This window comes from Paenibacillus nanchangensis, from assembly GCF_046543445.1.
Lineage (GTDB): Bacteria > Bacillota > Bacilli > Paenibacillales > Paenibacillaceae > Paenibacillus_AQ > Paenibacillus_AQ nanchangensis.
Genome location: NZ_JBHOFD010000022.1, coordinates 97,259 through 118,342, shown reverse-complemented (window position 1 = coordinate 118,342; position 21,084 = coordinate 97,259). Strand labels below are relative to the sequence as shown.

General features: G+C 56.6%; 21 protein-coding genes and 1 other annotated feature. Of the genes, 10 read left to right on the top strand and 11 right to left on the bottom strand.

Features of this window, described 5'->3' with window-relative positions; genetic code table 11:
- The first annotated feature begins 579 nt into the window (after positions 1 to 579).
- Together yunB and ACE6ED_RS18315 are read left to right on the top strand one after the other, a co-directional pair.
- Complete coding sequence (yunB, locus tag ACE6ED_RS18320; protein WP_410828656.1) at positions 580 to 1,707, top strand: sporulation protein YunB; 1,128 nt, start codon at positions 580 to 582, stop codon at positions 1,705 to 1,707.
- A 333-nt stretch (positions 1,708 to 2,040) separates the two neighbouring features.
- Complete coding sequence (locus tag ACE6ED_RS18315) at positions 2,041 to 2,742, top strand: alpha/beta hydrolase (protein WP_410828655.1); 702 nt, start codon at positions 2,041 to 2,043, stop codon at positions 2,740 to 2,742.
- Between the two features lie 246 nt (positions 2,743 to 2,988).
- Here ACE6ED_RS18315 and ACE6ED_RS18310 read toward each other — a convergent pair whose 3' ends face one another.
- Positions 2,989 to 4,122: a M23 family metallopeptidase gene (locus ACE6ED_RS18310; protein WP_410828671.1), complete on the bottom strand. Its 1,134-nt coding sequence runs from the start codon at positions 4,120 to 4,122 to the stop codon at positions 2,989 to 2,991.
- A 238-nt stretch (positions 4,123 to 4,360) separates the two neighbouring features.
- On the opposite strand from ACE6ED_RS18310, the gene ACE6ED_RS18305 reads away from it, so the two are divergent.
- Positions 4,361 to 5,338: a YutD-like domain-containing protein gene (locus tag ACE6ED_RS18305; RefSeq protein ID WP_410828670.1), complete on the top strand. Its 978-nt coding sequence runs from the start codon at positions 4,361 to 4,363 to the stop codon at positions 5,336 to 5,338.
- Between the two features lie 85 nt (positions 5,339 to 5,423).
- Here the strand turns inward: ACE6ED_RS18305 and ACE6ED_RS18300 are convergent, their stop codons facing one another.
- The 4 genes from ACE6ED_RS18300 to ACE6ED_RS18285 all read right to left on the bottom strand — a co-directional run bounded on the left by ACE6ED_RS18300 (position 5,424) and on the right by ACE6ED_RS18285 (position 10,546).
- Complete coding sequence (locus tag ACE6ED_RS18300) at positions 5,424 to 6,878, bottom strand: S41 family peptidase (RefSeq protein WP_410828654.1); 1,455 nt, start codon at positions 6,876 to 6,878, stop codon at positions 5,424 to 5,426.
- Positions 6,875 to 8,086 carry a stalk domain-containing protein gene (locus ACE6ED_RS18295; RefSeq protein WP_410828653.1) on the bottom strand — a complete coding sequence of 404 codons (1,212 nt, stop codon included), beginning with the start codon at positions 8,084 to 8,086 and terminating at the stop codon, positions 6,875 to 6,877. The genes ACE6ED_RS18300 and ACE6ED_RS18295 overlap by 4 nt, the downstream gene beginning before the upstream one ends.
- 146 nt (positions 8,087 to 8,232) lie before the next feature.
- Positions 8,233 to 9,036 carry an NAD kinase gene (locus ACE6ED_RS18290; RefSeq protein ID WP_410828652.1) on the bottom strand — a complete coding sequence of 268 codons (804 nt, stop codon included), beginning with the start codon at positions 9,034 to 9,036 and terminating at the stop codon, positions 8,233 to 8,235.
- A gap of 118 nt (positions 9,037 to 9,154) precedes the next feature.
- Positions 9,155 to 10,546 carry a nucleoside recognition domain-containing protein gene (locus tag ACE6ED_RS18285; RefSeq protein WP_410828651.1) on the bottom strand — a complete coding sequence of 464 codons (1,392 nt, stop codon included), beginning with the start codon at positions 10,544 to 10,546 and terminating at the stop codon, positions 9,155 to 9,157.
- Positions 10,547 to 11,040: 494 nt separating this feature from the next.
- Here ACE6ED_RS18285 and ACE6ED_RS18280 point away from each other — a divergent pair, with 494 nt between their 5' ends.
- Together ACE6ED_RS18280 and ACE6ED_RS18275 are read left to right on the top strand one after the other, a co-directional pair.
- Entirely contained in the window at positions 11,041 to 11,439 is a 399-nt protein-coding gene (locus ACE6ED_RS18280; RefSeq protein ID WP_410828650.1) for a globin domain-containing protein, read from the top strand.
- Positions 11,440 to 11,461: 22 nt separating this feature from the next.
- Entirely contained in the window at positions 11,462 to 12,169 is a 708-nt protein-coding gene (locus tag ACE6ED_RS18275; protein WP_410828649.1) for a DUF2225 domain-containing protein, read from the top strand.
- Positions 12,170 to 12,331: 162 nt separating this feature from the next.
- On the opposite strand, the gene ACE6ED_RS18270 is transcribed toward ACE6ED_RS18275, so the two are convergent.
- Complete coding sequence (locus ACE6ED_RS18270) at positions 12,332 to 12,562, bottom strand: hypothetical protein (protein ID WP_410828648.1); 231 nt, start codon at positions 12,560 to 12,562, stop codon at positions 12,332 to 12,334.
- The gene (locus ACE6ED_RS18265; protein WP_410828647.1) at positions 12,559 to 12,741 is read right to left on the bottom strand and encodes a YycC family protein; all 183 of its coding nucleotides are present in this window, start codon (positions 12,739 to 12,741) and stop codon (positions 12,559 to 12,561) included. The genes ACE6ED_RS18270 and ACE6ED_RS18265 overlap by 4 nt, the downstream gene beginning before the upstream one ends.
- Positions 12,742 to 12,877: 136 nt before the next feature.
- On the opposite strand from ACE6ED_RS18265, the gene ACE6ED_RS18260 reads away from it, so the two are divergent.
- From ACE6ED_RS18260 to ACE6ED_RS18250, 3 genes are all read left to right on the top strand, one after another.
- Positions 12,878 to 14,668, top strand: a complete 1,791-nt coding sequence (locus ACE6ED_RS18260) for a M3 family oligoendopeptidase (RefSeq protein ID WP_410828646.1) — start codon at positions 12,878 to 12,880, stop codon at positions 14,666 to 14,668.
- Positions 14,668 to 14,838: a hypothetical protein gene (locus ACE6ED_RS18255; protein WP_410828645.1), complete on the top strand. Its 171-nt coding sequence runs from the start codon at positions 14,668 to 14,670 to the stop codon at positions 14,836 to 14,838. The genes ACE6ED_RS18260 and ACE6ED_RS18255 overlap by 1 nt, the downstream gene beginning before the upstream one ends.
- A gap of 111 nt (positions 14,839 to 14,949) precedes the next feature.
- Positions 14,950 to 15,360: an O-methyltransferase gene (locus ACE6ED_RS18250; protein ID WP_410828644.1), complete on the top strand. Its 411-nt coding sequence runs from the start codon at positions 14,950 to 14,952 to the stop codon at positions 15,358 to 15,360.
- 182 nt (positions 15,361 to 15,542) lie between these two features.
- Here the strand turns inward: ACE6ED_RS18250 and ACE6ED_RS18245 are convergent, their stop codons facing one another.
- Positions 15,543 to 15,782 carry a small, acid-soluble spore protein, alpha/beta type gene (locus ACE6ED_RS18245; protein WP_410828669.1) on the bottom strand — a complete coding sequence of 80 codons (240 nt, stop codon included), beginning with the start codon at positions 15,780 to 15,782 and terminating at the stop codon, positions 15,543 to 15,545.
- A 95-nt stretch (positions 15,783 to 15,877) separates the two neighbouring features.
- The gene (locus ACE6ED_RS18240; RefSeq protein ID WP_410828643.1) at positions 15,878 to 16,864 is read right to left on the bottom strand and encodes an aldose 1-epimerase; all 987 of its coding nucleotides are present in this window, start codon (positions 16,862 to 16,864) and stop codon (positions 15,878 to 15,880) included.
- Positions 16,865 to 17,019: 155 nt separating this feature from the next.
- Positions 17,020 to 17,257 (top strand) — a binding site (T-box leader).
- Positions 17,258 to 17,404: 147 nt separating this feature from the next.
- Between ACE6ED_RS18240 and trpS the strand changes: the two genes are divergently transcribed.
- Complete coding sequence (gene trpS, locus ACE6ED_RS18235) at positions 17,405 to 18,394, top strand: tryptophan--tRNA ligase (protein ID WP_410828642.1); 990 nt, start codon at positions 17,405 to 17,407, stop codon at positions 18,392 to 18,394.
- A gap of 65 nt (positions 18,395 to 18,459) precedes the next feature.
- Here the strand turns inward: trpS and ACE6ED_RS18230 are convergent, their stop codons facing one another.
- Positions 18,460 to 18,627 (bottom strand): hypothetical protein, encoded by a 168-nt coding sequence (locus ACE6ED_RS18230; RefSeq protein WP_410828641.1) that lies wholly within the window; start codon positions 18,625 to 18,627, stop codon positions 18,460 to 18,462.
- 206 nt (positions 18,628 to 18,833) lie between these two features.
- Entirely contained in the window at positions 18,834 to 19,832 is a 999-nt protein-coding gene (locus ACE6ED_RS18225) for a metal-dependent hydrolase (protein WP_410828640.1), read from the bottom strand.
- A gap of 291 nt (positions 19,833 to 20,123) precedes the next feature.
- Between ACE6ED_RS18225 and cyoE the strand changes: the two genes are divergently transcribed.
- On the top strand, positions 20,124 to 21,065 hold the full coding sequence (cyoE, locus tag ACE6ED_RS18220; protein ID WP_410828639.1) for a heme o synthase: 942 nt from the start codon (positions 20,124 to 20,126) through the stop codon (positions 21,063 to 21,065).
- The last annotated feature ends 19 nt before the right edge of the window (positions 21,066 to 21,084 follow it).

Below are 21,084 nucleotides of genomic sequence, written 5' to 3'. Positions count from 1 at the left end.
CTGAGTCCGTCTCTTTGCCAAAACGTTGAATAAGCAGCAAATAGGGTACCCTGAGTCCGGCAAGAAAGTCATAGGGGAGGACAATGCGAAGCTGCTTCAAAAGGCCTCCATTCCGGCAATCGTTACAAGTTCTTGGCTTGGCTGGGGACACTTGTACCAATAATATAAAAAAGCCGCTAAATTAGCGGCTCTCAATTGGAATAGATTCTTGTCTCCAGCCCAAAATCCTCTTTAATTATCCAATAGAAGTAATTAGTTTGAAGTAAGACTGAATAGTAGACACAGAATATACTGAAAGGAGCAGCCTTGAAAAAGGAGATTGTGCCCCATGAAAAAACCTGTGTATGACGAGGCCTTCAAGTGTCAGACGGTACTTAAGCCGAGGTACTTAAGCCGAGCTGCCTAAAAGTCAGTTTCTACTATTTTGACTTGAGTTAACAGAATGTGGGCCGTATCCCGGATAGCGGGATAACGGCTTTTTGTGTTTTGGGCGGCGGACGGTTTTTGGGTCATGTTGCCGGCTTTTTCGAATACGTTATATCAAGAGGACGCTTGGCCGCTATGGCAAGGGGGGAAAGCATGAGACGAGGAAAATGGGGCTCCCGCCCCTTCGGCGTGCTGAAGCTGTGGAGCCGGACGTTTGGGGCGGCCGGACGCAGCACCGCCGGGCTGCCGGCCCTGCGAAGACGGCCGCGGGCGTTCAAGTCCCGGCGGGAGCGGCCCGAGCGGCTGGCTTGGAGCCGGCCGTCGCCGGGTTTTCGCGCCAGAACGGGATTCAGCGCGGGCCGCCGGAAGCAAGCTGCCGGGCCGGTGTCCGGGGCCAAACCGCGGGTGTCCCGCAGCCGCCGGAGGTTCTGGCTGATTTTTGCGCTGCTGCTGCTTTTGGGTGTGCTTCAGGGCATCCGGTACGTCGAAAAACATCTCAAGCCGCCCATCGTGCATCTGGCCCAGATCCGGGTAAAGCAGATCGCAACAGAATCCATCAATAAAGCGATCAACTCGCAGGTGGCGGGCGGTGAAAGCGCGGAGCGGCTGATCGACTGGAAAACCGACAGCGCCGGCAAAATCTCGGGATTTATGCTGAATTATTCCGAGCATATGCGCATCACATCGGAAGCGGCGGAGGTCATTCAATCCACGCTGCAGCAGCTGCACAACCGGACTGAGCGGATTCCGCTCGGGCAGGCGCTGGGCAGCCCGCTGATCGCGTCTTTTGGACCCAGCGTGCCGGTCAAAATTGAGCCGCAGGGAGCGGTGAAAGTGGAGCTGAACACCCGGCAGCAAAATGCCGGGATCAACATGATATTGGTCGAAGTCTATATTCATATTGTGACGGAAGTCGCCGTTGTGATTCCTTTTGATATGGAACCCCAAATCGTGGATACGGAAATCCCGGTTTCTTATCTCATGGTCGTTGGGGATGTTCCGATGTACTACTACGACAACCAGGGACGGCCGGTCGGAGAAAACAGTTCCGCCGCACCGGGCATCGCCATCCCCGCTCCGTCTCCAGGCCCCAAGCCCGGCGAGACAGCGCCGAACACGGCTCCTGCCGGCGGAAGCGGCGAGACACCTGCCGCGGAGGATCGGAGCGGAGACGCTCCGCAGGGGCAGGATGGGGAGAGTTCCGGGGGAGGTGAACCGGCCGGGGCAAACGAAGGGGGACCCGGCAGCAATTCGGCAGGGGATGCGGCGGAAACACCGTAAACGCAGTAAATGCCGTAAATGCAGTAGACGCAGTAAACGCAGTAAACGCAGTAAACGCCGTAACGGCCCATGAGTTTGCGGGGCCGGCAGCGGCCCGCTTATGTACAGATTGGCGCCGGCGGCACGTTTGGTTTACTCAAACGTGCCGCCGGCGCTTTTTTATGCGCTGATACTAAGTGGGCTGCCTGTGGAAAATTGCGGATACGCTTGTTTTTTCGGTAAGATTGAAGGATAACGCGCCTCTCGGAACGGATCTGACGCACAGGGTATCCAATGGATGCGGAATATTCCCCCACCGCGGGAGGAAATCTAAAATAAGCTGCACGGCTAGTTATGAAACCAAACGTCGACTGTATGAAAGGAGCTGCCATGGAGAACTGCCTGTTTATTCACGGCTTTACCGGAGGAATATTCGAAATCGAGCCGCTCGCAGAGCATATGAGCCGGAACTGTTATGCCTGCACGACGTTTACCCTGCACGGACATGGGGGAAGCCGGCTGGAACTGAAGCAGTCGTCAAGACAGCATTGGGTCAACAGCGCGGAAGAGCAGCTGAAACGGCTGCAGGCCTCCGGCGGTGGGATTCATCTGATCGGGTTTTCCACCGGGGCGCTTATTGCTTCGCGGCTGGCGGTACAATACCAGACATCAATAAGGTCATTAACGCTGCTGTCCGCTCCGGTGTTTCCGCTGCATCCGCCTGAAATTCTCCGCACGCTTGTCCGCCCCGAAATGCTGAGGCAGTACGTCCGCAAAATGCGGCAGACTCCGCCAAACGCAACCCGCGAGTTCCTCCGGATGGTGGGCGAGAGCTTTGAGGTGTATCCCCGGATTGAAGTGCCGACGCTGATCGTACAGGGCGGAAGGGACCATCTGGTTAAGCCCAAAAGCGTTGCTTATCTCCGCGAAGCCATTCCCGCTGTTTCCAAAAAAGTGCTGTTAGCGGAAAAAAGCGGCCACATGGTCTGTCACGGAGAGGACCGGGAACGGGTGCTGGATGAAGTGCTGCAGTTTGCCGCGGGATCGGAACGCTAATATACGCCGCAGCAGAAAACAAAGGGTTTCCAAATACGCCGTGGCCGAGAGCAAAGGGTTCCCAATACGCCGCAGCCGAAAACAAAGTATTCTAAAGATTGGGTATCCGTAACAAAAGCCGCGCAGCCAGGAGTAATGCTCCCGTCCGCGCGGCTTTTTACTGCATGCCGGTTTTGCTGATAGTATAACGTCTGCCGGTTGGCGGCGACTCTGGTACAGGACAACTCTAGGGCCATCGTTCCTGCGCTAGTGTTTGCCGCGTTTCATCCGCTGGCGTTCCTGCTGCTCCCACTGGCGCAGGAGCGGGTACGGATCAAATGCCCATTCCGTCAGACCCCGGTCTTTGTACACGCCGAAGTGAAGATGGGGCGGGAATTTCCCCTGCGTGCCCGGCTTGCCGTAACCCGAGCTGCCCACCCAGCCGATGGTCTGTCCGGGAGAGACAATATCTCCCTGCTTCAGTGATTTATCGAAGCCGGAGAGATGGGCGTAGTAATGGTAGCGCCCTTCTATATCCCGGATGCCGATCCGCCAGCCGCCAAAGCGGTTCCAGCCTTTTGTTTCGATTACGCCGATGCAGGTACTCCGCACCGTCGTTCCGTGTGGAGCAAACAAATCGGTGCCCTCATGAATACGGGCCCCGCCCCAGCTGCGGCCGGTGCCCCAGGTACTCCTGTAGGCGTATTTGTTGCCTACAGGCAGGGGGAACGCGCCTCCGGAAAGGTCCAGCCGGCCGAAATGCCGGTATAGCTTAATATATTGCCCGATCCGCTGGGAGGCCCGGCCGTTGTGGTAATATTCCCATACCGCAATGGCAAAATCGCTGTCCGAAATTCCGTGGGGACCCAGCACGTCGGAGATCGCGGTCAGCACATCGGTATCGTTTTGCGGATCGGCCCGTCCGTCGCCCGAACCGTCGCGTCCAAGTCCGTGGAAGAAACGGATGGAGGCCGGGTTCGTATCGGATGAATCGGGATTCGTGGGTCCGCTCCACGCTTCAGGGGTAAACCGGATAGCGGTCAGACGGCCGGGGGCAGGCGGATTGTCCTTCCGGCTTCTCGCCAGGCTGCGTTCATATTGGTCAACGGCCGCTAATCTATACCAGGGGATGCCGGTGACGGCCTCCAGCTGATCATACAGCTGCCGTCTGTCCGCCAGCGGGTCGCCGGCAGATCTGCCGGCTGCAGCCGGGCCTGATCCCGGTTTCCGGGACTCCGGCTTCGCCGCCGTTTCCGGGCGGCTTCCGGCGGCAAATGTCTGTTTCCCGCCTGCGTCCGAAAGCGGGCTGGCATCCGCCGTACCGGCGGGCAGAAGCAGAGCGGATGCGAGCAGGCACGCCAGGGTCTCCCGCCGGCCGAATTTCCGCAGCAAGGATAACATCACCGAATTCCCTCCTTGAGGATGGCTTTGGCCGCAGCTTTCGCGGGTATGCCGCTTGCGGCAGTGACGGCCATGTCTTTTCTTTATCTTGAAACGGGGAAGGGGATTTTATCCGCACTTTTTGCGAACCATGTTAACTGCCGCGGGATACAAAAGCGGGCAGACTTCAGCCGCCCATGTTATAATATGAGGCAGCATACGGATTTTAAGAGGGAAGGCAGGCGAATTCTGCTTGATCGTGATTGGCGGAAAAGGCTACGAGCTGATGTTGAACCACAAGGAAGGTTGGAATGCGGAAGCGTTTCGCGGCAGATACAGCGAAGTGCTGGACCGTTACGACTATATCATCGGGGATTGGGGCTACAGCCAGCTGCGCCTCAAAGGATTTTACCGGGATAATCACCCCAAAGCGAACCGCGATACGGCCATCTCGGGAATGGCCGATTACATTAATGAATACTGCAACTTCGGCTGCGCTTATTTCGTCCTGCGAAAAATGAAGGAAGTCTCGAAGGAAGAACTTGCCGCCGCCGCGGAGAGCGCTCAGGCAGAGATCGAAGAAGCCGGCGCTGCCGATTCGCAGGCCCCTTCGGCGGGACAGTCCGGCGAAGGGGAGCCAAGCCCGCGGCTCCAGGAAGCGAAAGCTTCCGGTCCGAAAGGCGGAGCTTCCGCTTCGAACCGGACGCCCGGGGAAGCTCCAGCCCGCGAGCCGCGGAAGGACAAGCCTTACCGTGAACGCGGAGGGCGGGATGCTCAGGGACGCGGGCCGCAGAAGGAGCATCCGGGCGGCAGAAGACCGAAGGAATCCCGCCGGCCGGGATCAGGTGCGGGTCCAAACGCGGGCGCGAACCCTGCGGCTACGGGTCCAAACGCCAATGCAGGCGCGAGCCCGGCAGCTACGGGTCCAAACGCCAATGCAGGCGCGAGCCCGGCGGCTACGGGTTCAAACGCCAATGCAGGCGCGAACCCGGCAGCTACGGTTCCAAACGCCAATACAGGCGCGAGCCCGGCAGCTACGGGTTCAAACGCCAATGCAGGCGCGAGCCCGGCAGCTACGGGTCCAAACGCCAATGCAGGCGCGAACCCTGCGGCTACGGGTCCAAACGCCAATGCAGGCGCGAACCCGGCAGCTACGGGTCCAAACGCCAATACAGGCGCGAACCCTGCGGCTACGGGTCCAAACGCCAAACCCGATTCGGATGCCGGACGCGGCTGATGGAACCCCTGATTTGACCGGCACATAACAAGAGCCTTTTCCCGGAACGAACCGGGAAAAGGCTCTTTGTGCATCATTGGTACATTTAACGCAGCTTGCTCGACAAGCTCACACGGTTGGTACCTGCGCTGTATGTCCACTTCAGCGTAGGGAACTGCTTCGAGAACACATCCAGCCGGATGTAGGTCTCGCCGTCCTGGGTGAGTCCTTCTTTGGAGGAGAGGAGGAACCCCGCCGTTTTGCCAGTGCCAGCGGTGACGACAACCTTGTGATTTTTGGCGTCCCAGGCCACGTTACCTTCAACCAGCGCGGCCAGCACTTTGGCAGAGGCGTAGTAGCTGTTGTTTTTCTTGAGAAGCCCCACGTTGCCAGCAAACGGCGATCCGTTAATATCCAACACGCGGCTGTCGCCCGCGGCGGTGATGTCAGTCATGCCGGCCAGCTTCAGGGCAGTGATAAGCTGGGCGGTTTTGTCTTTGACCTGAACGTCCGGAGACAAACCGATATGATTAAAATCCTCTTTGCTCGGCGTCAGATACCGTTCGGTCGTCAGCTTCAGCGTGCCCCCGTTCGAGAGGGTGAGCAGGCTTTGAATGCGCGCTTTGCCGAAGGTCCGGGTGCCGACGATCGTCGCCAGTTTGTTGTCGCGCAGCGCGCCAATCAGCGCTTCGGACGCGCTGGCGCTGTTTTCATTCGCAAGAACGATAACCGGCACACCTGCGCTTTTGCCGCCGGAAATAACGACCGGCGTAAGCGCGCCGCTCTGGTCGGCCGTGTACATCATGACCCCTTTTTTAATAAACTGCGAGGCGATCTGATAGGCAGATTCCATATAACCGCCAGTGTTGTCGCGGAGGTCCAGCACCAGTGATTTCATACCTTCCCCGCGAAGCTTCGCCAGCGCGGTCTCAAATTCTTTGCCTGCGTTCTCGCTGAAGCTGCTTAATGCGATGTAACCAATCTTCGGGCCGACAATCTTGGAGCTTACCGCCGGGTAAGCCACCTCTTTGCGTATAATGGAGAGCGTCTTGGGCGCTCCGCCACGCAGCACCTGAAGCGACAGCTTGGTTCCCGGTTTCCCGTCTAATTCGTCACCTCTTGTCTCTGCGATCGGCACGCCATTGATTTTCTTCAGCACATCGCCACGCCGCGCGCCGGCAGCTTGAGCCGGGGAACCCGGGAGCACTTCTTCGATGTACACCTCTTGGGCAGTGACCTGCAGTCTTACGCCGATGCCGACGTACTGCAGATCAACCATTTGTTGAAAGTATTCGGCTTCTTCCTTGCTCATATACTCGCTATAAGGGTCGTCCAGAGTCTGAACCATGCCGTCGATCGCGCCGCGAATCAGCGTTTCTTTATCCACCCCGGTGATGTTGTACATCTCCACATACTGCATGATTTCATTAATGATATCCGAGTTTTCCGCGGACTGGCTGCCGGCGGACTGGTTTTCCGCCGCGGAGGCGGCGGGGGACAACAAGAGGGACAAGGCAAGGGTGCAGGTCAGCAGGACGCTTCCGCGCATTTTCTTTTTCATGATGGATCCGCTCCTTCGGTTGATTCAATAGGGCTGCTGTCTACCAGGTAGGTCTGGGAGATTCTCCATCGGCCGTCCTCCGCCCGCTGAAGCACGAACACAAGCTCCTGCCGGTAAACCCCGTCCGATGGTTCACTGTACGTCTGCGTTACATGGACGGCTGCCTCGTTGTTCCCGTAATAGTAAATTAATGCGGCTTCAAGGACCTGCTCCTTGTTATACCCTGTAAAAAACTGCCTGTAGTAGTCCCGCGCCGCCTCAATCTCCTGCGGCTCCACATTCAGCGTATCGACCAGAGCGCCCTCGTCCCGCTGGTTCATCGCACGGTAATAGAGGTCAAGGGCCGCACGGATTTCATCGCGCTCCTTCGCAGGCAGACCGGATGCTTCGGCCAGCTGCGTCCGGGACAAAAGCGTCTCGGAGGAAGCCTGGCTCATCCCGGCAATCTTCCAGCCGTCCTTATCCCGCACCAGCGTGTAAACATAGGTATCCTTAAAGTCCGGGCGGTAGGGGCCTCCGGTCCGGCGCATGGTCTCTTCGGTATAAACGGTCGCCTCGCCGGACGTTATGCCAAACAGCTCCAGCGTACCGATGGAAAAATTGAAGTCATAAGTGCCGAACAGCTCCTGCATCGAATCGCGTATGCCTTCGGCCGCCGAAGGATCGTGGATCAGGGAAAGGTATCCTTCCAGATCCTTGCTGTTCATATAGGCCGTCATGCGGTCCATCATCTTGCGGATTTCCGCCAGCGATTCGGATTCGGAGGGGGGCGTCTGAACGATAACCGTCCGGCTGCCCGGATGCCACAGCACCTTGCCGCCCGTCGCTTCGCCGATCATCCGGAGAGGGACGTAAGTGGTGCCGTTTGCGGAGCTGGGAGCGACCGGCAGCTTCTTGACCGTGCCGTTCACAACGGCCCGGGTGCTGCCTTCAGTCAGCCGGATGGTCAGACCGTCACCTGCTCCGGTGATGGTTCTGGTGCCGGCGTCCCAGGTAACCCGCAGGCCGAGCTTCTCAAACACGGCGCGGAAGGGAACGAGCACCGTATTATTGTTCATGACCGGCTTCCCGGCGGGAAACGCCAGCTTGCCGCCGTTGATGTATACCTGAATGGCTGCGGAGGAGGCGGAGGCCGATACGGAGGCCTGGGCCGGCAGCGTCAGACCGATCAAAGCGGCGGCGAACAGAGGAAATATCCTTTTTCTCAACAGATTTGCTCCTTCTATAGCAGGGCTATGTAAAATAGGTTCATTATACCATTTTTCACTAGAAAGTGTCTATCAATGGAAACGGATACAGCACGGCAAAAAAGACCGGCAACCCAATGAGTCGCCGGCCGCGGCGGAGCCGTGCATCAGCCCAGGAAGGCTTCACGCACCCGGTTCCAGAAAGGATAGGGCCGGTAGCGGGCAAAGCTGATCTTCTGATCCGCTACCTGGCAGCGGACAGAAATCAAATCGTCCACGGGAATATTGACATGGTCAATGGTCAGCAGCAGCCGCTGTTCCTTGCGCGAAAAAATATCGCAGTGGTGATGCTTCGGCAGCAGCAGCGGCGAACCCATCGTCCGGAACACGCGGTTATTGATTGAAGCGATCTCGGCAATTTGCAGCGCGTCGATCGTCGGATGAACCATTGCGCCTCCCAGACTCTTATTATAAGCGGTGCTCCCTGAAGGCGTTGATACGCAGATCCCGTCTCCGCGGAACATCTCGAAGGTCGTGTCGTTCAGATCAATCTGAATGACAATGGTGCCGTCCACGCCCTTAAGCGTGAACTCATTTAAAGCGATATGGGTGGACGTGCCCGACTTCTTGTGCACCTCCAGCTCCAGCAGCGGATATTTGACAATGCGCGGCGTGTGGGGCTTCGAATCGGCGGTGCCGCACATATAATCAATCAGCTCGGGAAGCTCGTCCGCCTGCCAGTCGGCATAAAATCCGAGGTGGCCGGTATGCACGCCGACAAAAGCCAGATCGGGAATCCGGTCGATAAAGGTATGGAACGCATGCAGCATCGTTCCGTCCCCGCCGATCGATATGACGATTTCCGGCGATTTCGCGTCAAGCTGCAGGTTCCGCTCCGCGGCCAGCTGGTGAAATTGTTGGCTAAGCTCTATAGACAGCTGATCGCCCCGGTCCAGGACATAATATCTCAAGATGAACTAGCTCCTTTGCAGATTTCGGTCATACTCCGATCATAATCAATCCTGCACGGGAACACAATGTTTGGCCGCAGAAAAATGGACCGGCGCGGTTATGGAGAGGCAGACGGACTTATCTGCCCCGGTTATCCCGCAATAGCCTTAGGCCCCGCACAGCCGCAGCAGCCAGCAGCAGAAAAAGAAGGAAGGCGACCATCAGCCGTCCCGAGCCCGTAATAAGCCAGGGAATGTGAAGCTCCAGACCCTCGGGCAGCCCCGAGGCCGGTACGGAAAGCCTGGGATGCATCAAGGGTTTCCACAGCAGCAGACACAGTACCGCAGCAATGACGGCATGCACCAGCCGGGCAAGCATAAAGGGGAGATAACGGAGTCCCGTCCCATGCAAAATACTGGCGACCTGGGCGTGCACGGATAAACCGCCCCAGGAGAGCACAAACGCAGCCGCCGCAGCTTTCAGCGGCAGGGAAACTCCGGCCGCGCCCCCGGCGGCAGCCGCGCCGAGCGTTACCTCGAAGGTGCCGCTGACGATGGACTCGGCAAGTCCGGGAGAGGCGCCCAGCAGCGACAGGATGGCCGAAACCAGCTTGTACAGCATCGGCAGAATGCCGGCCTGCCTAAGAAGCTCCATCAGGACGGTGAAAAACACGACCAGCCCGCCGACCACAACCATCAGTCTGAGCGAGGACTGGACGGCCTGTGTCAGCACCTCGCCGAAGCTGCGCCCGTCGGCCCGCCTTGCTTCGGCCATCGCGGACAGCGCCCGCTGCAGTCTTCCGGGCTTCGGCCCCCGTGCCGGTGCGGAGGGGTTTGGAGCGCTGGGCTTCGGCCCCCGTACTGGTGCGGAACGGTTTGGACCCCCGGCCTGCGGACCGTCGGGTCTGGTATGTCCGGCGGGTCCGGCAGGTCCCGAGGCTGGATCGCCCGCTGCGGAACGCGCTCCGCTCCGGCCGACGGGCCGCGTTCCGCTCCGGCTGGCGAAACGGTCCGCGCCGCGCCCGTGCAGGGACATCAGCAGCCCGACGAGAAGGCCGCCGCCGTAGTGGGCGACGGCGAGGATCAGACCGAGGCGGGCATCATGAAAGAAACCGACCGAGACAGCGCCCAGTAAAAAGATCGGGTCCGACGAGGTGGTGAAAGCGACAAGCCGTTCGCCCTCCTCGCGCGTCACCAGGTTTTGCTCCCGCAGCTTGGCGGTCAGCCGGGCGCCGACCGGGTAGCCGGAGACATAACCCATCGCCGCAACAAATCCTCCGCTGCCGGGAATACGGAACAGCGGCCGCATAAGCGGATCAAGCAGCGTGCCGAATAGATGAACGACGCCGAAGCCGAGCAGCGCGTCGGAGATAACGAAGAACGGAAACAGCGACGGAAACAGCACATCCCACCAAACGGACAGTCCGCGCAATCCGGCCGCAAGCGATGCTTCGGGATAACGGAGCGTCTGCAGCAGCAGGCCCGCCAGACCGCATCCGAGCAGGACGGTACGGAGCGTAGTAGCTTTCATAGTTCTCCCCTCCCGGTTCTGCTGCCAAATATATGTCGAAATCGGGACAAACAGTACAAAAAAATAACGTAAGCGGTTACAAATCGGGATGATTTTTTCACGAATTTGTGATATTATAATATTAACTAACACCATCAAATCGAATAACGCAATTCACAGTAACATCTCAAGCTGCTTAGTTAATTTTGAGGGATGGAGTGATGGCGATGAGCGTAGTTGCCGGAGTTCTTGTGTGTGCTTTTGTGTATGTGATCCGGGCCTCCCTCGTCCAGCCGGGTGATGAGGATTGGCGGACTTATTGATATGGCGACAAGGCGCTGAACGGACGACGTTTAGCGCCTTTTTTGTGCTGTACGGGACCCTCCCTTGGGATACTTTTAGGCCTCATATGATACTCCGTACGTTATTTGTATTTCCAGACCTCCCCTGTTTGATGGTATAATCGGAGATGTCGGCAAACAAGATAGAACTCGGAAGGAAAGCTGGTACAAACGATGAATCCGAATGAGAGCTTATACGTGAATCTAGGAGGAGCGGAAGGGCTGCGCCGGCTTGTGGAGACGTTTTACGGGAAGGTGCAGAAGCATCCCGGTCTCGGACCGCTGTTCCCTGAAGATATCGCTCCGGTGATGGAGAAGCAGCATGAGTTTCTGACGCAGTTCTTTGGCGGTCCCCCGCTGTTTTCTGAGCGGCATGGCCACCCGATGATGCGGGCGCGCCATATGCATGTTCCGGTCACGCCCAAGCGTGCGGAGGAATGGCTTGACTGCATGAGAGAAGCGCTGGAAGACACAGGAGTGGAGGAACCGCTCCGTTCGACCGTCCTGAACCGTCTGGCCGGTCCCGCCCATCATTTTGTGAATTCGTCCGATACTGTAGACAGCGAAGGTTGAACACGAAAGGGTTGAAGGACCGTTGACTGAATTGGTACCGCTGTACGAAATCAAAGTTTCCTGCTGTAACTGCGACCATGAATTTCATACCTCGAGAGTCAGACCGAGCCTGAAGCGGGCTGTCCGCCAGGACTCCGATTTCTGCTCTTATTACAAAGAGGAGAATCCCGATTATTATGTGGTGCGGGTCTGCCCGCGCTGCGGGTTCGCGTCGACAGAGCATTCGGCGGACAAGCTGGCCGAATGGCAGCGGAAGGCGTTCAGCGAGCAGATCGGCCACCGCTGGACCCAGCGGGAATTCCGGGGCAAACGGAACTGGGAAACCGCGCTGGAATCGTATAAGCTGGCGCTGCTCTGCGCACAGTGCATCAACGACAAGGAACGGATTATCGCAAGTTTTCTGCATCATATTGCCTGGCTGTACCGCTACAAGGGGGAGACCGAGCAGGAGCTTCGTTTTCTTCGGCATTCCCTGGAGGCGTATATCAAAGTGTACGAACATGACGGAGTAAGCGGCAACGATGCCCGTCTGATGTACCTCATTGGCGAGCTGCACCGCCGGGTAGGCGATTTTAACGAAGCCGTCAAATGGTTCTCCAGACTGGTTAACGACCAGCGGATCATGGATGCGGCAATGATCCGGGCCGCTCGGGAACAGTGGGCGCTGCTCAGGGAGCAGATGCGGGCGGGAGACGGCGGTCAGGAGACGGCAGCTCCAGGCGCGCAATAACGTCAAATCTGCGGACCGCATACATCCGGCTGCCAGGCCGCAGGGGGAGACTTGCTGGAAGGCAGACCAAAAAGACGCGAAAGCGAGGGTTCGCTTCTCCGCGTCTTTTCGGATGGATAAGAACGGCCGTACCTTTGGGCCGTAACTGACAACCGGATGGTTTTACCGGACGGCCTGATCGAACAGCAAATAATCCGCGTCCGAGTCGACCACTGTCGGGCGGGAGCTGCAGCACGGGAACACAAGCAGCTTTTTTTTACCTTCGCGGACGCTGACAAGCTCTTTAGGCTTCATGGGCAGCAGCACGTTATCCTGGCCGCAGAACGGGCAGGATTGTACATAGATATCGCCCATAATGATTTCGTAAGGCCACGCATGACTGAAGGGAATCATTTCTTGCCCTCGTCGGACGGGGGAGCTTCCTGTCCCGGGGCCGGTGGGTCCGTTTTGGCCAGCTCGGCGATTTTTTGCAGCAGGATATGCTGGGGCATATGCATGAGATGCTCTAGCGGCACGCCGAGCTTCTTGGATAACGCGATAGCCGTTTCCGGCGATATTTTCAGGGGCGGCATTGTAATTCCTCCTGTCCAGAATGAGTCGTTTGCGGTTCTGGTGTTAATCCCCCTCACTTTACCACGGCTCAGACACAATATCAAAATCAAATGATCCGCCTGCTGTGCGGTGACTTGGAAAGAAAGGTGAATTCTTATGAAACAACCGTTGCCAATGACTTGGGATCTGGATCCCGTTTTTGCGGGCGGCTCCGATTCCCCGGAGCTGAACGCTTTTCTGCAGCAGCTGGAGAGCGACGTTGCCGAACTGGATCGGCAGACCGCGGCGGCTGAAGTCCCTGCGGACCTGCAGAGCGCATCTTCTCTGAACGGGCTGGTGGAGCTGATGCAGAGCTGCATGGCACGCCTGTTTGAAGCGTCGGAGTTTGTAGGCTGTCTTGGCGCACAGGATCAGCATGATAAAGGCGCGGTCCGCCAATCCGGACGCGTTAATACGCTGAGAGCCCGCTTCCAGGGCGTTCAGGCCGAATTGGAAAATCTGCTTCGCCAGGTTGACGACAAGGTATGGGCCGCATGGGTGGAACAACCCGGCACAGCACCGCTGCGCTTCGTGTTGGATGAGAGCAGAGACCGTGCCAAAGAGAAGCTGAGCCCCGAACTGGAGAGCCTGGCGCTGGAGCTGGCAGTCGACGGCTATCATGCCTGGAGCGAGCATTACGATACGATTGTCACTTCCGTAACTATTCCGTTTGGCGAAGGGGAAGAGGAGAAGCAGCTTTCGGTCGGCCAGGCCGCCAACAAGCTGGATGACCCGGACCCGCAGGTGCGCCGTGAAATGTTCGCCAAATGGGAGGAAGCCTGGACAAAAGCGGAAGATTTTTGCGCCGACACACTGAATCATCTGGCCGGTTTCCGCCTGAAGCTGTATGGCCGCCGCGGCTGGGAAGATCCGCTGAAAGAGCCGCTGGCGATGAACCGGATGTCCCGGGAGACGCTCGACATGATGTGGGAAGTCATCGGCCGCAACAAATCGATGCTGGTTGAGTACTTGAACCGCAAAGCGAAGCTGCTTGGCCTGGAATCGCTTGCCTGGAATGATGTTGATGCGCCAGTGGGCCAATCCGGGGGTTCCGTCTCCTACGATCAAGGGGCGGCGGAGATTGTGGAACAATTCCGCAAATTCAGCCCGAAGATGGCGGACTTCGCGCAGCACGCGCTGGAGAACCGCTGGATCGAGGCGGAAGACCGTCCCGGCAAACGTCCCGGCGGTTTCTGCGTGTCGTTCCCGGTCGCGAAGCAATCCCTTATTTTTATGACTTACAGCGGTACAGCTTCCAACGTCTCCACTTTGGCCCATGAGCTAGGGCATGCCTACCACTCTTATGTGCTGGAAGACCTTCCGTTCCTCAACCAGAACTATGCTATGAACGTGGCGGAGACGGCGTCGACTTTTGCCGAGGTAATTGTTGCGGATGCGCAGGTTAAAGCGGCGGAAAGCAGCGAAGAGAAGGTAGCCCTGCTGGAGGCCAAAATCCAGAACGCCGTGGCGTTTTTCATGAATATCCATGCCCGCTTCCTGTTCGAGACGCGGTTCTATGAGCGCCGCAAATCCGGACTGGTCAGTGCAGATGAGCTGTGCGAGATGATGGAAGAGGCACAGAAGGAAGCTTTCTGCGGCGTGCTGTCGCAGTATCATCCGCATTTCTGGGCATCCAAGCTGCATTTTTATGCGACAGACGTTCCGTTCTACAACTTCCCGTATACAGTGGGTTACATGTTCAGCACGGGCTTGTACCGGCTGGCGCTGGAAGAAGGCCCGGGATTTGCAGAACGCTATGATGCGCTGCTGCGCGATACAGGCGTCATGACGCTTGAGGATCTGGCCCAAAAGCATTTGGGCGTGGATTTGACCCAGCCGGATTTCTGGCAGGGTGCTGCCGATCTGATCAAAACGGACATCGAAGAGTTCCTAAGAATGACAGAATAGTGAACCTGCCGCTCCTGAAGAAGGAGAAGCGCGGCAAAACAACAGGCTTCTTAGGTGTGAATGCGAAAGAGCCCCCGAAACCGGGGGCTTTTTTTAATGCGGATGCTGTCGAAAGAACGCAAATTAAAGCGGGGTTGTCAGAAGAGAACAAGAAAAATGCGCATATATAGTAACTATAACCCATTTATGTTGAATTATGTTGTACTGTGCTGTAAGCGTATTCTATAATGAGTCTAAAGCCTTATACAAAAGGCCGGTATGTAGGACTAAGGAGGAAGGGTATGCTCAACACAGACCAGCTTTCGCTTGCTAGACAATTGGATTTGGTGTTTAAAGAACTTCAGGAAGAGCTGTCGGGCCTGTCGTCCGGCACGGTATTTGTGCAAATACGCAATAATGTCATCGGGAAATTCGGTATCCGTCATAACCCCTTGGCTGGAAGAGGCGGCGTATTTAATGAAGAAGAGGGGGGGATGAATGCGGTCCAGCAGGCCTCGTTCCGGTTAATGGCGCTCGAGAGCCTAAAGTACAAAAGACGCTGGACTCACGGGGAGATCAGCTACGAATTTGCGCTTCGCCAAGGGATGGTTATCGTTGACGCGACGCTCGAGTCCAATTACAACATGGCCAATTTGATGATCCGCTATCCGCGCAGCACAGGGGAAGCTAAGAAAGACCAGTCGATCGGTTAGGGGCAAAGACACTTTTAAATTGAACCTGCAAATACATAAAACCCTCCGCTCTCCCGGAGGAGAACGAAGGGTCGGCAAGCTTGCGGCTGTTGACCTTGGGCGGAGGGCGCGGCGCACTGTTACCGCGGGCCGCCGGGACCATGCAGGGTTAGCCTGCTAGCCGGATAATGAAGAAAGACGTGCTACAGGTTGGAACGTCCGGACAATTGCTGTTCAGCCAGCTGTACGAGACGTTTGGTGATGTAACCACCCAGAGATCCGGTTTCGCGGGAAGTGTAGTTTCCGTAGTAACCGTCTTGAGGGATTGTCACACCAAGCTCTTGAGCCGCTTCAAACTTCAGCTGTTGCAGCGCTGCGTTCGCTTGAGGAACGATCAGGTTGTTTCTGCTGCCTCTGCTTCCGCCTTGGCTTTGACCTGCCATACCCATGTTTGTCACCTCCTTCGCCCGTTGTGAAGATAGTATGGGCGTGGTGACTTTAAATCATGCATTCTCGCAGGAGAAAAAAAGGATGGTAATTATTTGCTGGTCTCAGACTCTGGAGAGATCAGCTCTACACAGGTGGACAGCTCTATACGCTGTCCCGGCTCAAGCGGCAGCAGTCCGGTGAACTCCGGATCACCGGAGACGTTAGGCGCATCGGGAAGCCAGGTGTAAGGTTCAATGCACAGGAACTGGTCGGCTGGTCCTTTGGTATAGATCACCCAATGCTTGAACAGGCTGCGGTCGGCAGTATAACGCAGCCCGCAGCCATCCTCGCGGAGCATCAGAGCTTCGGCGGGTTGGCCGGCTTCCATGCGCAGCGCCGTATCAAAGTTGACGCCGCTAAGATTCATTCCGGTACGAAGCGCCTCCAGCTCTCCGAGCGGGAGCAGGCGCCCGCTCGGCAGCAGCTCGCTGTTCAGTTCATAGATGCCTTCAACCGGAAGGGTAAGCGTCCAGCGTTCGGGCTGGCCGTCAATTAAGAACCAGGAGTGGTAGCCCATGCCGAATGGAATCCGCCGTTCTCCAAGATTCGTAACGCTCAGCCGCTGGTGCAGCTTCGTATCCTGCAGCCGGAAGGTCAACTCGAACCGGAGCGGTACAGGCAGCTGCTCCATCCAATGGGGATCGTCGGCAGACCGGAATTCGGTCGTTACCGCGCAGCCGTCTTCGTCTTCTTCGATATCGCTGACACACCAGGACTGAGTACGGTGCAGTCCATGAATATGGTTGTCATTCGCCGTATTGCGGTCGAACTGGTAATCGGCTCCGTCAAAGGTGAATTGTCCTTTACGGATGCGTCCGGGCGGAACAAGCAGCGGAATGCCGAAGTGATAAGGCTTTTGCATGTAAAATTCAAGGTCGTTTTCGTCCGGCGTACGGAGCAGTTCCCGCCCGCGGCGAACATCCAGCAGGGAAATCACGTTGTTTCCCAAGCGGGGAAGAAGGGTAGCTTGCAGATCTCCGCTGTGCAGTATATACGTATCGAAACCGTTCCATTGACCTTTGGTCACCTGTTTCATGAACCATGCTCCTTTGTCGTCATCGTATTCTATGCCGGAGGACCGGGTTGAACAAGATTAATCCTATCATAACAGATTTATGCAGCAGCGGGAGAGGGGATTTGACAACCGCGCCTGGTCTCCCCTATGATTAGAATACCAAAGCAGCAAAAGTCTCTAATGCGATGATGGGGACAAGTAAGCGGACGTGGAGCTTTCAGAAAGCCGGTGGTTGATGCGAACCGGTAAGCGCCTTTTCGCCGAATGGACCCCGGAGCGCCGCGATCGAACGGAAGGAGCCTTCCCAGTAGACCGGCCGGCCATTCCCCGTTAACGGAATCTGAAGGCTGCCTGCATGTTCTGATGGAACAGAGGCGGCGAATAAGGGTGGCACCACGGTCTCACGTCCCTTGCGGATGGGAGGCCTTTTTTGCGTGCTTACAAGTTCAGGATCACCTTTGCCGAGGAAATGGAAGCCTATAGGGGAAGCTTTACTGCAAGAAATCCGTTTCGGACAGGCCGGCAGAGAACGCTGCTTATCAATCACGGAGGGATCCACAAATGACTAAACGTGTGTTTTCGGGCATTCAGCCCAGCGGTCTGCTGACATTAGGCAACTACATCGGCGCGCTTAAAAATTTCATTAAACTGCAGGATGATCATGAATGCTATTTTGTGGTTGTCGATATGCATGCGATTACTGTACCTCAGAGCCCTGAAGCGCTCCGGGAGCAGTCGGAAGCAGTGGCGGCGCTGTTCCTGGCTGCCGGAATTGATCCGAAGCGGTCTAAACTGTACATGCAGTCTCATGTGCCGCAGCATGCCGAGCTTGGCTGGATGCTGACAACACTGACTGCGATGGGCGAACTTGAGCGGATGACCCAGTTCAAAGATAAATCGGCCGGTAAGGAATCGGTTGGCGCCGGGCTGTTCGTCTACCCGTCCCTGATGGCGGCGGATATTCTGCTGTACAATACGGACCTTGTTCCTGTAGGTGAAGATCAAAAACAGCATCTGGAGCTTACCCGGGATCTGGCCGGCCGCTTTAACAGCCGTTATGGCGAATTCTTCACCATTCCCGAGCCGTATATCCCGAAAATGGGCGCACGCATTATGTCTCTGGACGATGCATCCAAAAAAATGAGCAAAAGTAACCCGAACGCCGGCAGTTACATTGCTCTTTTGGATCCGCCGGATGTAATCCGCAAAAAAATCAGCCGGGCGACAACCGATTCCGGCAGCGAAGTCCGGTACGATCCGGAGAACAAGCCGGAGGTCAGCAACCTGATGACCATCTATGCAGAGTGCGCAGGGATGACGCTGCAGGAAGTGGCCGACCGCTACGAAGGACAGATGTACGGCGCGTTCAAAAAAGGACTGGCTGAGGCGGTTGTCGCACAGCTTGAACCGCTGCAGGAGCGTTACCGGGAAATCCGCAGCTCCGGAGAGCTGCCAGACATCCTCGCCGCAGGAGCGGAGTCGGCCCGTGCCGCCGCTGCCGAAACTATGGCGGGCGTCCGGGAACGGATGGGCTTTCTTCCCGTCCGGTAATTAGTGGATGTTAACCAAACAGCCGGCCGACAGGCCGGCTGTTTGCATTTGCTGTGCCGCCAGGATTATTCCTGACGGCGTCTTGCTTTAATGATAAAGCCCCAGCCTATATTGAGCACGCTGGCTATGCCAAGCGCAAACGCCGCCCACAAGTTGTAACTGATGGCGATTGAAGCGAATGTCAAAAGTAAAATAGATGATGACGCGAACCAGAGCGATAAACCTTTACTCATCCCGGGTCTCCTCTCCGCAATCGGCTTTGCGCTTGCCGTCACGCATTTCGTAAACGCTTTTATTGTGCCTTACCCTTTGCCATCGCGTCAAGCCGTAACGCGGCCAAGCGGCGGGCAGCTGCTTTTTCATATCAAAAAAGGAGCGCCGCGGGCACTCCTGGATTTTTTATCCGCTATAAACCCTATCTATTAAAAAAGCTGCACTTTTAAATGGAACCGGGATCGACGGCAAAGCGTTCGTCCAGCTTCTCGCTGCTCAGCCAGCCTACATAAGCGCCAAGCGGGCGGTAATCATGGTCCATCGACAGCACTGCCACAAAAGGAAATTGTTTGCGGTGCAAATACCGGACATCTCCCCAGCGCACAATATAACCGGAAGGCAGTTCTTCAACCTCCGCAATAGCATAAGAAGTAAAATACAGAAACGCCTGGATATCGGGATGCTGCTTCGACTGTTCCACCGCCGGATGGTCCGTGGATTCCGCGCGGCGGATCCAATCCAGACGCGAACCGTTGAGCTGGCCGATTTCATAGCTGCCATCCGGACGAGATTTCACGACATTCCATCTGCGCGGCGATATGGTGGGAATGGCCATATACCGGTCGCCTTTGCTCCCGCGCGGATCGATCCGCCGGATTCCCCGCGTAACCCGGAAGTACACGATCGTCCTCCAGAGATAATAAACGGCGACGGTGGCGTACAGCGTGATGAACAGCGGAACCGGGGGAACGATATCCATCACCCACAGAACAATGGCCGCCGCGTGGCTGGCAAACAGGAACGGGTCAAAGATATGGATGATGTTCCAGGCAATCCAGCGCTCCGTAAACGGTCTGGCCGCTTGTGTGCCGTAGGTGTTAAACAGGTCGGTGAACACATGTACGGCAACGGCGATGAAGCTCCACATTAGAATATGCTGAAGCGATGAGCCGTCCGCTCTTCCGAACAGCGGGCCGGCCACGGCGGTAATGAGAACGGGCCATAAAAACAAAAAAGGCAGGGAGTGGGTGATCCCCCTGTGATTCCGGATGTAAAGCGCGTTGTTCTTCAGCCGCAGCACCGTATCGGCATCGGGCGCCTGGGAGCCCAAAATGGTTGCCAGCATCACCGCGCCGGCAAGCGAAGGATCGGAGGCGACGGAAGGATCGACGAAGGACAGTCCGGCAAGGCCAAGTCCCATAACAAAATGTGTGGCGGTATCCATAGTCAGGTCTCCTTTAGCGGAAGTTCGGAAGTTCTCTATTAATAACTACCCATTTTTATTACCGGTTATTATAATTTTATAAAAAAATCGCCGTCACGTAATTGTCGAATTAATGAACATCCTGAGCGATCATTGTCAAAGTCTTTTCGGGTTTGTTATGATAAAGTTAACAGCGAAAGCCAGTATTTAGTTAATTGTAAAAACTGCGGGATGAAGGACTCGACGCGGAGGCAGTCGGCCTTGGCTAGCGGGTTTTGCTTCGCAAAACTGATAAGGAGGAACTATAGAGACGTGGAAAATCAATTGAGAGTTCAGGCTCCTTCCGATTCCGCACCGGTTTCGTCCAAACCTTCGTCTCAAGAGACGGCATCCTGGCGAGACTATATCGCCATTACTAAACCGGGTATACTTCGATCCAACCTCATTGCAACGTTCGCCGGCTATTGGGTAGCTTCAGGCTGGCAGGTACAATACGGCAGGCTGATTTTGGTCCTGCTCGGCACGATGCTGGTTATGGCTTCGGCATGCGTGTTCAATAATTATTTTGACCGCGAAATGGACATGAAAATGGAACGCACACGCGAGCGGGGGCTGCCGACGGGCCGGATGAAGCCGCAAAACGTGCTGGTGTACGCCGCGCTGCTTGGTATAGCGGGTCTGGCCGTTTTGTTTGGTTTTGCGGGCTTGCTGGCCGGACTGTTCGGCATCGTGGGAATGTTTGTTTATGTGGTGGTCTACACGCTGTGGCTGAAACGCACCTCCACCTGGAGTACCTCCGTGGGTGCGATTTCCGGAGCGATGCCCCCGGTTATCGGTTATGTGGCCGTAACGGGTACTGTGGATGCTGGAGCCTGGCTGCTGTTCGCGCTGCTGTTCCTGTGGCAGCCGCCGCATTTCTGGGCCTTGGGCATCCGCCGCAAAGAAGAATACCGCGCCGCGGGTTTCCCGCTGCTGCCGGTTGTCAAAGGCGTGCGCCGCACCAAGCTGCAGATGATTCCTTATGTGCTGCTGCTGCTGCCGGTTTCGGTACTTTTTTATACGTATGATTATGCAGGTATCTTCTTCCTGGTTGCTTCGTCGGTGCTGTCCGTCCTGTGGCTGGGTCTAACCCTCAAGGGACTGCGCGTCAAGGAAGAGAATGACGAAGCCTGGGCGAAACAGAACTTTTTATTTTCCATTAATTATTTGACGGTCAGCCTGATCGTATTGGTGCTGAACACCACGCATATTTAAGCGCACATGGAGCGCCTGC